This is a genomic window from Butyrivibrio sp. (genome assembly GCF_017940685.1).
Classification (GTDB): domain Bacteria; phylum Bacillota; class Clostridia; order Lachnospirales; family Lachnospiraceae; genus Butyrivibrio.
In genome coordinates this window covers 1-12,618 of the sequence record NZ_JAGAYD010000266.1, presented here as the reverse complement: position 1 = coordinate 12,618, position 12,618 = coordinate 1, and the positions used below count along the sequence as shown (strand labels likewise).

The 12,618-nt window shown below is 44.3% G+C and carries 11 protein-coding genes and 1 pseudogene; 1 reads left to right on the top strand and 11 read right to left on the bottom strand.

What is annotated here, in order from left to right; all coding sequences use genetic code 11:
• Positions 1-63 precede the first annotated feature (63 nt).
• The 5 genes from J6I68_RS16095 to J6I68_RS16075 are packed head-to-tail and all read right to left on the bottom strand — an operon-like array spanning position 64 to position 4,577.
• The gene (locus J6I68_RS16095) at positions 64-891 is read right to left on the bottom strand and encodes a DNA-3-methyladenine glycosylase family protein (protein ID WP_292221771.1); all 828 of its coding nucleotides are present in this window, start codon (positions 889-891) and stop codon (positions 64-66) included.
• Positions 888-1,601, bottom strand: a complete 714-nt coding sequence (gene surE, locus J6I68_RS16090) for a 5'/3'-nucleotidase SurE (protein WP_292221770.1) — start codon at positions 1,599-1,601, stop codon at positions 888-890. Before surE ends, J6I68_RS16095 begins: the two co-directional genes overlap by 4 nt.
• A gap of 16 nt (positions 1,602-1,617) precedes the next feature.
• Positions 1,618-2,067 carry a restriction endonuclease gene (locus J6I68_RS16085; RefSeq protein WP_292221769.1) on the bottom strand — a complete coding sequence of 150 codons (450 nt, stop codon included), beginning with the start codon at positions 2,065-2,067 and terminating at the stop codon, positions 1,618-1,620.
• 19 nt (positions 2,068-2,086) lie between these two features.
• Positions 2,087-3,169, bottom strand: coding sequence for a PTS transporter subunit IIC (locus J6I68_RS16080; protein WP_292221768.1), 1,083 nt, complete (start codon positions 3,167-3,169; stop codon positions 2,087-2,089).
• Positions 3,170-3,191: 22 nt separating this feature from the next.
• Positions 3,192-4,577 (bottom strand): MATE family efflux transporter, encoded by a 1,386-nt coding sequence (locus J6I68_RS16075; RefSeq protein ID WP_292221774.1) that lies wholly within the window; start codon positions 4,575-4,577, stop codon positions 3,192-3,194.
• Positions 4,578-4,643: 66 nt separating this feature from the next.
• On the opposite strand from J6I68_RS16075, the gene J6I68_RS16070 reads away from it, so the two are divergent.
• Complete coding sequence (locus J6I68_RS16070; RefSeq protein WP_292221767.1) at positions 4,644-5,210, top strand: hypothetical protein; 567 nt, start codon at positions 4,644-4,646, stop codon at positions 5,208-5,210.
• Positions 5,211-5,312: 102 nt separating this feature from the next.
• Here J6I68_RS16070 and J6I68_RS16065 read toward each other — a convergent pair whose 3' ends face one another.
• The 6 genes and pseudogenes from J6I68_RS16065 to J6I68_RS16040 form a co-directional block, all read right to left on the bottom strand.
• On the bottom strand, positions 5,313-7,277 hold the full coding sequence (locus tag J6I68_RS16065) for a glycoside hydrolase family 127 protein (RefSeq protein WP_292221766.1): 1,965 nt from the start codon (positions 7,275-7,277) through the stop codon (positions 5,313-5,315).
• Positions 7,278-7,347: 70 nt separating this feature from the next.
• Positions 7,348-8,856 (bottom strand): alpha-N-arabinofuranosidase, encoded by a 1,509-nt coding sequence (locus J6I68_RS16060; RefSeq protein ID WP_292221764.1) that lies wholly within the window; start codon positions 8,854-8,856, stop codon positions 7,348-7,350.
• A gap of 18 nt (positions 8,857-8,874) precedes the next feature.
• Positions 8,875-10,428 (bottom strand): glycoside hydrolase family 43 protein, encoded by a 1,554-nt coding sequence (locus J6I68_RS16055; protein WP_292221762.1) that lies wholly within the window; start codon positions 10,426-10,428, stop codon positions 8,875-8,877.
• Between the two features lie 50 nt (positions 10,429-10,478).
• Positions 10,479-11,435: a glycoside hydrolase family 43 protein gene (locus tag J6I68_RS16050; protein ID WP_292221761.1), complete on the bottom strand. Its 957-nt coding sequence runs from the start codon at positions 11,433-11,435 to the stop codon at positions 10,479-10,481.
• Positions 11,436-11,469: 34 nt separating this feature from the next.
• Positions 11,470-12,345, bottom strand: a complete 876-nt coding sequence (locus tag J6I68_RS16045) for a carbohydrate ABC transporter permease (RefSeq protein ID WP_292221760.1) — start codon at positions 12,343-12,345, stop codon at positions 11,470-11,472.
• 2 nt (positions 12,346-12,347) lie between these two features.
• A pseudogene (locus tag J6I68_RS16040) lies at positions 12,348-12,618 on the bottom strand (arabinose transporter permease); the annotation flags it as partial.

Below are 12,618 nucleotides of genomic sequence, written 5' to 3'. Positions count from 1 at the left end.
TTCATTGGGATGACTCCCAATGAACCACTTACCCCGTCCCCATGGTCCACCCCTGTCTTGTTTTTATTCAGTTAGTCCGTCCATTCTTGAATAGAAGAACAGGTACTGCTGCATGATGCCGTTATATGGAGCATACTCATCGAACATAAATCCATCAGGATACTTAAGATCCAAAACTCTGTTGATCCATACGTCCTTTGGGAAGGCATCTAACCTGTGGTATCCAAAGAGGATCTCGCAGTTGGCAACCTTAACTCCTACACCGTACAGAGACAGGAGCTTTTCCATAAGAGCGTCGTCATCAAGGTTCACCCAGGACTCCAGGTCCACAGCACCGCTACAAACATCAAGTGCTGCCTGGTGGACGTACTTGTCTCTATAGCCCAGGCTACAGGAAGAGAGTTCCTCCATTGAAAGAGCTGCCAGCTTGTCAGGTGTTGGGAAAGAGTAGATGATACCGACTCTTTCATCTTCGCCGATCTCTTCACCAGCGAGTTTGCATAGCTTTTCTATTGAAGCCTTGATGGCTGGAATATTCTTTCTCTGGGATATGATAAAAGAGATCAGCATCTCCCAGGGGTTCTGCCTGAGGATCCTGATGCCCTTGCCAAACTCTGAAGCAGCATAAAGATAAGGATCCTTTTTCTTATCTATTTTTCTGCGGATATCCTTGTATGATAACGACAGGTCAAAATAGTTTTTCCAGAACTCTTCAAATTCTTCCTTGCTACAGCCAAACTCGTATCTGTTATCATCCAGTTCGCTTACGAACATGTGCTTATCAAAAGCAGAAACACTGTATGAGCCGTCTCCACACTCATTAAATCTGAAGCACTGCCCGCTGTCAGCTATTTTCTTTAAATCAAAATCGTCTTCTATTCTTAAGATCATGAAAGATTATTTACTACTCCGATTGAAACATAATTATTGATCATGGCATATAGGTCTGTACCCTCGCCGGCTTCCCATCTGCGAATACCGTCAACCATGTATGACTTCCTGCCCTCGGACACATCTATAACATCATAGCGGTCTTCATAGAAGCCGTCCTTGGACACTTTAGCATTCCTCATTATTCCCTTGCACTCAGAAACCATGCAGCCAGGGAAATTGACGTTCCAGATCTGCCATGCATCCAGGGGCCTGTCAATGAGCTCAGCCATTATGTCCCTGATATACTTATCTGTTACTTCATGAATGCCGTTATTGCTCTCTGAAAAAGCGATGGCATGAAGCTTTTGGAAGGAAGCTTCCAGAGCTGCTCCCACAGTAGCAGAATACTGAAGGTCTGCCGCCACGTTGTATCCATAATTGATACCGGTCATAACGCAGTCCGGTTTTCCGGGAACTATGTTAAGAGCCCCGATCCTCACGCAGTCTGAAGGTTTGCCATTGCAGGCAAAGGCCTTTACACCGGAAACAGGAAAATCCACTTCCCAGACCTCAACCCTTCGCCTTAACGTCAGGCTGTGGGACATGGCACTTCTCTCTGAATCAGGAGCCACAACCCATACCTCGCCAAAGTCCCTGGCAACTTCTGCAAGCCTTACAATTCCATCTGCCTGTATTCCATCGTCATTGGTTAAAAGAATCTTTTTCACCTAAACCTCTTTTCCATTACGAGTCCATATTGTCAAGATATCCTCTGTCCCAAAGCATGATATTGAGCTTTTTTGCCAGTTCTACAGCAGGCTGGGTGAAGTACTGATTGGTCATTACAACTCCAACCATCCTGTCGTAGTAATCTCTTCCGGCGTAGATCTCCATAACAGCCTTGACACCAATAGGTTTGTCGTAGCACTTGCACTGAAAAGCATAGGTAACTCCATCCTTTTCAGCAAGGATATCAGCGCCAAAATCTCCTGAGCCCTTAGTGACTTCCACCTCAAGAAATCCTGATGCCTTCAAAAGGTCCGCACAGTAGTACTCGAAGTCGTGGCCCTCCATCTCGTCCATGGGAAGTTCCTTGGGGTTGTTCTTAATGTAACTTCTGACAACCACAAAGACCAAAATGGCTATGGCAACCACACTGGCTGCATATAAGATTATGGCCGGAATCTCAAACATTTAAGCTTCTCCTTTGTTATTACTGGAGTTTAAGATCGCCCTCTTTTACCCATCCAAGCTTAACTACTACAAGGTGGATGATAAGTGAAAAAATTGCAGGAAGCACAAAGGAAATAAGTACAAGTCCAGTCCAGTCAAAGGCTGTGATGGCGTATCTTGTGCCCTCTGAGATCTCTTTTACCCATCCGGTGTAAACACCGATCTGACCAACAAGTCCACAGGTTCCCATTCCTGATGATACAGGAGCGCCGTTCATCTGAAGCTTGAATACACAGGTTGCGATAGGTCCAGTGATGGCTGAAGCCAGTGTTGGTGCGATCCATACTCTTGGATTCTTGATGATGTTGCCCATCTGGAGCATTGATGTTCCGATTCCCTGTGAAACAAGTCCGCCCCATTTATTCTCCTTGAAGGAGATTACTGCAAAACCTACCATCTGAGCACAGCAGCCCGCTACTGCTGCACCGCCTGCAAGACCTGTAAGTCCGAGAGCTGCGCAGATAGCTGCAGATGAGATAGGAAGTGTAAGCGCCATACCAACTACAACAGAAACGAGGATTCCCATAAGGAATGGCTGAAGCTCTGTTGCCCACATGATAAGGTTACCGATTGACATTGCTGCCTTTCCAAGGGGAGGAGCAATGAGCCAGGAAAAGAAAATTCCTACAGCTATAGTAACAAGTGGAGTGACCAAAATATCGACCTTGGTCTCTTTTGAAACCGCTTTACCAAACTCGGCTGCAATGATAGCAACGAACAGAACTGCCAAAGGGCCGCCTGCTCCGCCGAGAGCGTTTGATGCAAAACCAACAGTGATCATTGAGAAAAGAACAAGTGGTGGGCACTTAAGTGCATAGCCGATAGCAACTGCCATTGCGGGACCGCTCATTGCTGTTGCAAGTCCGCCAACAGTGTAATCAACACCTGAGATGGTTGCCACAGTCTTCATAAGAAATGGAATGCGGAACTGGGTTCCGATGGTGTTGATGATGGTTCCAATGAGCAGTGAACAGAAAAGTCCCTGCGCCATAGCGCCCAGTGCATCGATTCCGTATCTCTTTAATGAGATCTCAATGTCTTTCCTTTTTAAAAACTCTTTCATACTTTTTCTCCTCTTTTGAGTATTAATTAGTACCTATTCTAAGCCAATGTCCCTTGAAATAATAGATGATAAATATGATCGAACTTACTGACCAGGTAAGTGGATAAGCCCAGAAGATAACATTTACAACCGGGATGATCCTGACGATCAAAGTGATGTAGGTTATTCTAAGAAGACACCAGCTTGAAAGCATAACTATCATGGGAACCGTGGTTTTTCCAGCTCCTCTGTATATTCCTGCGAGGCAGTGGCTAAGAGCCAGAAGGCAATAAAAAAGGCTTTCGGTCCTTGCCTGCGTTGCACCAATAGCAAGTACTTCCGGTTCCGAAGAAAACATCCTAAGGAGAACCGGCGCAAATAAAAATACAATAACTCCAATGATCTCAGCGCATCCAACTCCAATTGCGCTTCCAATTATATTTCCCTTTTTAACTCTCTCACTCTCGCCTGCGCCAAGGTTCTGGCTTACGAAGGTGGTAAGAGCCATACACATACATGTAATAGGTAAAAAGACAAATCCCTCAAGCTTAAAGTAACTGCCGCACCCTGCCATGGCTGCTGCGCCAAAGGCATTTATATTGGACTGAACAACCACGTTTCCTATTGCAATAACACTGTTCTGGATTCCTGTTGGAAATCCCATCATAAGCTCTTTTTTAATAGTAAGCGGATCCATCCTGAGTCTGCCTATATATATCCTGTGAGGGCCATCTACTCTTGTAAGCTTAATAAAGGCAAGTATAGCACTTATGAACTGGGCTATGATAGTGGCAAAAGCTGCTCCTCCTATACCAAATCCTGCATACTTCACAAAGTAGATATCTAAAACAGTGTTGATGATGGTACTTACAGCCAGGTAGTACAAGGGGTGTCTTGAATCTCCCATAGCCTGGAACACGCCGCAACAGGCGCTGTACATAATGTTTCCAAGACCGCCTAAAAAATATATCTTGAAGTATAGCACAGAATTGGGCATTACATCCTCTGGAGTTCCCATCCACGACAGAAGATGTGGTGTAAAGAAATATCCCCATACCGTCATGACTATTCCCATGATGATGGCAAAAGTTATTCCAGTGTGAGAGGCTATCGACACGCCTTTAAGGTCTCCGGCTCCATAGCGCTTACCTATGATAACGCTGCTGCCCATAAACAGGCCGTTGATAAATCCAACCATCAGAAAGATAAGACTTCCGGTAGTACTTACTGCAGCCAAAGCCTCTTTTCCAAGAACATTCCCCACAACAACTGAATCCACAACATTGTATAGCTGCTGAAGGAGCTGTCCAAAAAACAGCGGGATCGCAAACAATATGAGGTTTTTAGTAATGGAACCTTTAGTCATAGACTCAATTGTAATATTTAGCTCTATAAAAGAAAAGCATAACTTTGTTAAATTGTTATTTATTTCTCATACTTTTGTAGTATAATGGGTTGCAGTATATAAAAATCTATCTTTGAGGAGGAAAAAAAGATGAGTGATACTGAAATGATGGCTGCGCTTTTAGGCGTAGGCGCTGCAGCAATTGTAGTTGCACTTATTATCTGCCTTGTTGTTTATCTTGTTGATGCGATCGGTATTTACAAGTACCTTAAGGCTCGTAACTACTCAAATGCATGGTTTGGATTTATCCCATTCCTCAACACATTTGGTAAGGTTGATGCTACTTACGGAAACGTAGACAAGATCAAAGTTTTTGGCGTTGCACTTCCTGCAATCGTTGTTAAGCTTTATCCTGTAATTCTTGTAGTATTCAGCGCAATCACATCAAGGATCAGCGCAATCGCAAGCATCTGCAGCCTTATCGTAACTGTTCTTACAGTAGCTGTTGGCACTGTAGTTTTCAAGGACGTTATGGAGCGCATTGAGAAGCCTGTTTCAACAGGATTCGCTGTATTTGCAAACATCATCACAATCGTTGGTTCAATCAAGCTACTTGCTGACGCAAGCAAGGTAGCTCCTGGTCAGTACGACTACACAACTGACACAAGAGTTCTTGCTTCACAGGCAGACGCTCAGGGACCAGCAAACATGCAGTAATACAGTTCTTTAGTGTTATTAGAAAAGACCCTCACATGAGGGTCTTTTTTATTATCTTTATTTTGTCACGCTCTTAAAAAAACCGGCACCTCTTCTATGCATTTACTCTTCCAGGAGCCATACCCTCATCTCGTTCTCACCGCGGTTTCCCCAGGTACTGTAAGGGATAAAATGAATCTTTACCGGCTGTTTTTCAAATCGTGGACGGTCTGTATAAAGAGCTGCGGGTTCGCCTTCCCTGCTGCCTTCAGTAAATCTTATGCCTTCGCCATCTACGACAGATACTCCTTCTAAAAGCCCCTCTTCAAAGTGGTCTGTAAGCTCTGAGTCTTTTTTCAACACCAGCGTGTGGAGGTCTTCTCCGTTGTCTTTACCCTCAACGCAGTACACCTGTGGACCTCTTGCCACTGCCACTTTATGGATATCCTCTGATACATTAAGATTTGCATACCATCTCTTAGGCTTTATCTCCATATCAAGCAGGATGCTGTGCTCTCCCTTTGGAACCTGAACATACCAGTATCCACATTTTTCTGCGATCTCTACTGCGCTGCCATCAACACTTCCCTTTACTTCATCTCTCCAGCCGGGAAGACGGATTCCAATGGTCACATCTGTATCTTCTTTATTTTCTATTTCGAAAAGAACTTTTCCGCTTCTTGGATAATCAGTCTTTTGCCTGATGGATATCTTTTTACCCTTATCTTCCAAGGACATCTCTGAGGCAATAAACAGATCAACAAGCACTGCATCGTCAAATACTGAATAGATGTAATCTTCCACAGAAGTTATGAGCCTTGCAAGGTTTGGAGGACAGCAGGCACAGCCAAGCCACTGGGGACGAACGCTTTTTACGTGGCTCTTTGTTGGATCCAGCTTTCCTTTTTCCGGTACAACCTCAAGGGGATTTACATAGAAAAAGTGCTTTCCATCAAGGGCCATCCCTGAAAGAGCGGTGTTGTAGAGAGCTCTTTCCATCACATCTGCATACTCTGAATTTCTTTCAAGGTTAAGCATCTGCTTCGCAAAAAAGATAAGTCCAATTGATGCGCAGGTCTCACAGTACATAGTGTCGTTTGGAAGATCATAGTCCAGGGTGAAGGACTCTCCAAGAACGGTGGAGCCGATGCCTCCTGTGATGAACATGCGCTTATCTACAATATTTCGCCAGATCTTTTTGCAGGCTTTTTCAAATTCTTTATTTCCGGAGGCCTTAGCCACATCTGCCATTGCAGTACACATATAGACCAATCTTACCGCATGCCCCTCTGCTGTGTCCTGCTCTTCTACAGGAAGGTGTGTCTGATTGTATTTCATAGGCTCTGTGGAAATACCCCCAAGAATATTTCCGCCCTTATCCATGGATTTTAATCTGCTCCACTCCTTTGGAGAATCGCCTCTTACCTTTAAAAAGTACTCAGCAAGGTCTCTGTATTTTTCTGTCCCAGTGATGTGATAGAGCTTCATCAGGCCTATCTCTATTTCTTCATGGCCATCAGCAAAATGATACTTGCCTTCTTCCGGTCCAAATGTATCACACAGGTGTGCAGCTACTTTTTCAGCAACATCTATTGCCAGTTCACTTCCTGTTGCAAGCTTATATGCCACAAGCGCTTCCAACAGATGTCCCATACAATATAGCTCGTGGCTCTCTGCAAGGCGCATGTATCTTCGCTCCGGACATTTTATAGTAAAGTAAGTGCCTATATATCCATCGGGCTGCTGCGCCTTTGAGATCAGTTCAACAACGCCATCTGCCAGAGTTTTAAGCGCATCATCCCAGGTGTCAGTAAGGGAGTATGAAACTGCTTCAAGCCACTTGTACACGTCGCTGTCCTGGAAAACCCAGCCGTAGTGATCTCCCTTTTCAAGCCCTGCTGCAATCTTGAAATTTGCAATAGCATGACTCTTTTCATTGGGAATAGAAGCATCATTTCTCTCCCTTTCTATAGAGATGTCGATGCTGTCATTAAGCACCGCCCACTGGTAAGGGATCATTTCTTTTCTCACCAGCTCCTTATACTTTTTCCAAACAGGATCTGTTACGCAGATGTTTCTTTTACTCATGAAGTAGTTTCCCCTTTTTCTTTTAAAAAGAGGCAGCGCAGTGATCTGCTCTGCCTCTTTCTTATGTTCTTTATTTAAGTCTGATCTCTACTACACTGGCAGCAGGAATATTAAGAGTAAACTTATTACCTGCAACCTTCTTGCATCCGTCAAAGGCCTTCTCTACAACCAGATCAGGATTCTCAAAGGTGTTATGGTTATGAGGATCGCAATCACCAACAACAGCAGCTTCGACAACTTCGTAGTCCTTATCTTCAGCAAGCTGAACATCAAGTGCCTTACTGTCTGTCATTGAAAGGTTACAAAGTGTAATATTTATCACTCCGTCTTTTTCAGTTACAGACTCAGTGATCTCAGGAACGCAGGTAGCGCCCTCTCCGATACTTCCTGTTCCAGACAGTGAACTCTCCAAAAGCTCAGCACCCTGGTGGTGACGATACTGGTGGAATACGTGATAAGTAGGTGTGCGAAGCATCTTCTCGCCATCAGTAAGTATTACTGACTGAAGAACATTGATCATCTGTGCGATGCACGCAAGCTTAACTCTGTCGCAGTGCTTGTTAAAGATGTTCAGTGTGATTCCGGCTACAAGAGCATCACGTACTGTGTTCTGCTGGTAGAGGAATCCCGGATTTGTTCCTTCCTCAACCTTGTACCATGTTCCCCACTCATCAACAGACATTCCGATCTTCTTTTCAGGATCATACTGATCCATGATAGCGCTGTGTCTTGATACAAGCTCTTCCATTCTGTAAGCCTGCTTCAGTGTTCTATAATAAACATCCTCGTCGAACTCTGTAGCACTTACCTTTGGCTCCCATCCGAAAGGCATATCATAATAATGAAGGGAAAGAAGATCCATGAATCCATGTAAATGCTCAGGTGCGTGGTCAAAGCATGTCTTAAGTACCTGCTCAGTCCAGTGATAGTCATCTACATTGGCGCCACAGCAAATCTTTTTGATAGGCTTCTTGTCATCGTACTGTCTTACGTATGTCTGATAACGACGGTACTCATTACCATAGTACTCAGGGGTCATGTTTCCGCCGCAGCCCCAGTTCTCGTTACCAACTCCAAAGTAGTCTACTGTCCAGGCCTTTTCTGAACCGTTTTCCTTGCGCAGGTTGGACATTGGGGATTCACCGTCAAAGGTCATGTACTCAACCCACTCGCTCATCTCCTGAACAGTGCCGCTTCCGAGGTTTCCGTTTACATAGGTCTTGCAGCCAAGCTGTTTGCACAGCTCCATATATTCATGGGTTCCAAAGCTGTTGTCCTCTGTTACTCCGCCCCAATGAGTATTTACCATCTTTTTACGTTTTGACTTTTCGCCGATACCATCTTTCCAGTGATATTCATCTGCAAAACATCCACCTGGCCAGCGAAGTACAGGAACCTGGATCTCTTTAAGAGCATCCACTACATCTTTACGCATTCCGTTTACGTTAGGAATATCAGAGTTCTCTCCTACATAAAGTCCTTCATAAATACATCTTCCCAGATGTTCCGAAAAATGTCCGTAAATCTCTGGTGCAACTGTTCCAAGCTTCTTGGTTTCGTTGATAACTAGCTTAGCCATTTTTTCATCCTTTCCTTTTTACTCCATATAGTGAACACACCATATGGAATGATTATTATTTCCAACAGCACTGATGCAGAATGTATTATTACCCGCCTCATCAGTCATGTTGATCATCACACCCTTGTATTCTATGCCATCTATGGTAATAGTCACATAGTTGCTGCCGTCCTTAACAGTATACTCCCCTTTTAGATCTCCTGAGATCTTCCCGTTTTTAAAGGAGCATTTTACAGGCTTGTTAACCTTGGAGTCCACTGAAAGTCCATGATCTAATATGTAAAAAGTTCCTACTGGATCGCTCTGACTATAACCCTCTGTAGAAAGAGTCTCTCCCGATGTAGCAAAAGGGAATATGCAGGGCCAGCCGTCTTCATTCATGGCCATCTGATGAACTCTTACATTGTGAGTTTCACCCTTATCAGCATACCTTTGATGATAAACTATGTAGAGCTTGCCATCCTTATCCTTAAAGGTTGACTGTCCGCCGGGAGCCATGTAAGTCACATCTAAGCTTGGAAGCGTGTAGTTACCCATAAGCTTAGTCCCATAATCAGCAAAAGCATCCAGATCCCCGTCTATTCCAAGGCTCTTTCCTGACAGATCAGTGTAGGTTCCATCAGGGGTTTCTGCGCGGAGAACTCTTATCTGATAGCCACCATCTGCCTGAAGATTTCCGTAGGACAAAAAGAGATAGTAATAACCTGTGTCCTCGTCGTAGTGAATGTATGGACCTTCTATAGGATGATGACCGCCGCCAATAAGCCTCTTTCCGTAATAAGCATCGATCTCTGCATCATCGTCAGTAACAGGATGGATTGGATCTCCAGTCTCTTTATCCAGCTCAAGAAGGAAAATTCCTCCTGACCATGATCCATATACCATCCACAGCCTGTCATCCTTATCATAGAACATTGCAGGATCTATGGCATTGGGCCACAGCTGGTTATTAAAACCTGCGGCAGTGATATATCTTTTACGTAGCTCCTTGTCCTCTCCCATTATGTCGTAGTAATTGGTCTTAATGGCATCGGACTTGGTAAAGCCTGAATAGATTATGGTCTTTTCATAGTGGTAAGGGCCTTTTATATTATCAGAAACCGCCACTGTAATATTGGACTTAATATAAGTAGAAGTTGTGCAGAAGTACATCATGTACTTGCCTGTGGTCTTGTTGTAAATGACACTTGGTGCCCACACCGAGTACCTTCTCTCAGAGTTCTTGCCCACAAATGAAAAAGCATCAAAGGGTTCCACCAAAAGATTATCGAAGATCTTGTTGGCTTTTGTAACCTTGTTGGCCCAGCTCTTCCAGGTAACAAGGTCATTTGAAGTTGCAGCTGTCATGTGGGTACCGTAGCAGTAATATGTTCCGTCGTCTCCCACTATTATCTGGGGATCATGCAAAGACCCTGCAGTCTTAACTGACCCTTTCTTGATATCTTCTTCCTTTAGTTCATTTGGCAGCACTGAAGGCTTACTGTTTTCCATTGCACATCCTCCGACCATGGAACAGATCAGGAAACCTGCTGCCAGTGTCCCAATCAGCCTCTTTATTGTATTATCTTTCAAACTATTATTTCTCCTTGATGACAGTCGGGTATTGCCCATTTATTGCCATCTTATCTAAAACTAAATACTGGCCACCCCTCATCATTCCACTTAACAGGCATCAGCCTCGCATGGCGGTTTGGATTGTACAAAGGATCTCCTATTATCTCCTCATCGCTCCTTGCGTGATATACACAGATGTCTGTGCCATCTTCGTCCTTGGTAAAAGAGTTATGACCCGGGCCATATATTCCCAGCTCCTCATCAGATTTAAGGACAGGGTATCTTTCTTTTGTCCAGGACCTTGGATCCAAAAGATCTGAATCCTTATCTGCACTCAGCATGCCCATGCAATAAGCCTTGCCGGTTTCGCTGGCTGAGTATGTCAAAAAGATCTTGTCCCCATGCTTTAAAATCGCGGGCCCTTCGTTGACCCAGTATCCTACTCTCTCCCAGTCATAATCAGGTGTAGTTAGCATGACCTGAACGGTTGCCAGCTTATCTGGTGACTCCATCCGCGCTATGTAGAGATTACTTATCTGTCTGCCAACACCAACCTTTTCTGCCCAGACGTAGTAGTTATCACCTTTGTTCTCAAACACTGTGCCATCAAGAGAAAATGCTTCAAAAGAAAAATCGTCTCCATCAGCTCTTTTCATCTTGCCAAGCTCTATCCACTTATCGTTAATTGGATCCTGCCCCTGACACTTAAGTACGTAGGGCCTGATGTTCCAGATGTTGTCCTTTTCACCGCCTGCAAAGTAGATATACCATGCGCCATCAAGATAGTGCAGCTCCGGAGCCCAGATGTGGACACTCATAGGACCGTCATCGTGCTTGTGCCAGATCTCTTTTTCAGGGGCAAAAGCCAGTTCAGACAGACTACTTGCGCTCCGAAGCACGATCCCATCGTAGGCAGGGACGGAAGCTGTAAAATAGTATGTTCCGTCATCATGCCTGTAAACGTATGGGTCAGCCCTCTGAAGTATCCAGGGCTCGTTATATTTTAGTAACTTACTTGTATCCATAAAACGTATTTCCTTTTCCCCCTCACATTTTGCATCAGCCCTTAACTGCTCCAGCTGTCATACCATCGATGATGTACTTCTGGAACACAAGGAAGATGATGAATATCGGAAGAATACCAAACATTGAACCCGCAATGAGCACATCGTAGTTATTGCCATAAGGGGTAAGAAGAGTATTAAGTCCGATAGGAAGTGTGAACTTCTCTGCTCCCTTAAGAACCAGCAGTGGCCAAAGGATGGCATTCCAGGAACCCATTGCACAAAGGATACCCATTGATGCAAATGCCGGTTTTACCAGTGGCATGATGATCTTAACAGAAATGTAGTACTCGTTGGCACCATCGATTCTTGCAGCGCTCAGTAGCTCTTTTGGCAAACCCGTCATATATTGCCTGAAGAAGAATATGGTGGAGGCGCTGCAAAGTCCAGTAATTATGACTCCCACGTAGGTGTCGATAAGGCCAAGGGCGATTATCTCTTTGTACATAGGAAGCATCAGGATCTCAAAAGGCACCATCATAGTAGCGATAACCAGCGTAAACAGCAGGTTCTGAAGCTTGAAATTGTACATAGTAAGACCGTATGCCACAAAGTAGCAGATAAGAAGGGTCAATACTACGGACAGTACTGTTATCAGAAGAGAATTCTTGTACCACATAAAGTACTTTCTGCTGTCCTGATTGCCGCCAAAAAGGTACTTGTAGTTGGCAAGTGTCATTGTGGTTGGATCAAGATCCAGAGCAAGTCCCTTTCTGATCAGCTCAGTTCCTGGTCTGAAGGAGGCCAAAAGACCTGCTATAACCGGAAATGAAATGATCGCACAGAGGCATACAAAAAATCCGGTTCCAAGTATTGAACATATAATATGTTTTGGAGTGTGAGAAAGATTCTGATGTGCGTTGTTTGACATGATCAATCCTCCTCCTTTTTAAATGTTCCGTTGAGAATAAGCTGAGCAAAGTTGATGATGAGCGCAACGACAAGAAGCACTACTCCTACTGCACAGGCGTATCCCATATTGTTCTTTTCAATACCACGCTTATACAGGTAGCCTACGATGGTAAGACCTATATTGTTTGGTGATGAATTGCCTGCCCATAACATATATGACTCAAGGAACATAGCAAGTCCTGCATATACAGAGATGGTCAGAACATAGATTGTTGTTGGCTTTAAAAGAGGC

What these genes read in the sequence shown, in the direction of transcription:
- J6I68_RS16095 (WP_292221771.1), bottom strand. Translation starts at nt 891, where the DNA reads ATGATCTTAAGAATAGAAGACGATTTTGATTTAAAGAAAATAGCTGAC.
- J6I68_RS16085 (WP_292221769.1), bottom strand. Translation starts at nt 2,067, where the DNA reads ATGTTTGAGATTCCGGCCATAATCTTATATGCAGCCAGTGTGGTTGCC.
- J6I68_RS16080 (WP_292221768.1), bottom strand. Translation starts at nt 3,169, where the DNA reads ATGAAAGAGTTTTTAAAAAGGAAAGACATTGAGATCTCATTAAAGAGA.
- J6I68_RS16070 (WP_292221767.1), top strand. Translation starts at nt 4,644, where the DNA reads ATGAGTGATACTGAAATGATGGCTGCGCTTTTAGGCGTAGGCGCTGCA.
- J6I68_RS16065 (WP_292221766.1), bottom strand. Translation starts at nt 7,277, where the DNA reads ATGAGTAAAAGAAACATCTGCGTAACAGATCCTGTTTGGAAAAAGTAT.
- J6I68_RS16060 (WP_292221764.1), bottom strand. Translation starts at nt 8,856, where the DNA reads ATGGCTAAGCTAGTTATCAACGAAACCAAGAAGCTTGGAACAGTTGCA.
- J6I68_RS16050 (WP_292221761.1), bottom strand. Translation starts at nt 11,435, where the DNA reads ATGGATACAAGTAAGTTACTAAAATATAACGAGCCCTGGATACTTCAG.
- J6I68_RS16045 (WP_292221760.1), bottom strand. Translation starts at nt 12,345, where the DNA reads ATGTCAAACAACGCACATCAGAATCTTTCTCACACTCCAAAACATATT.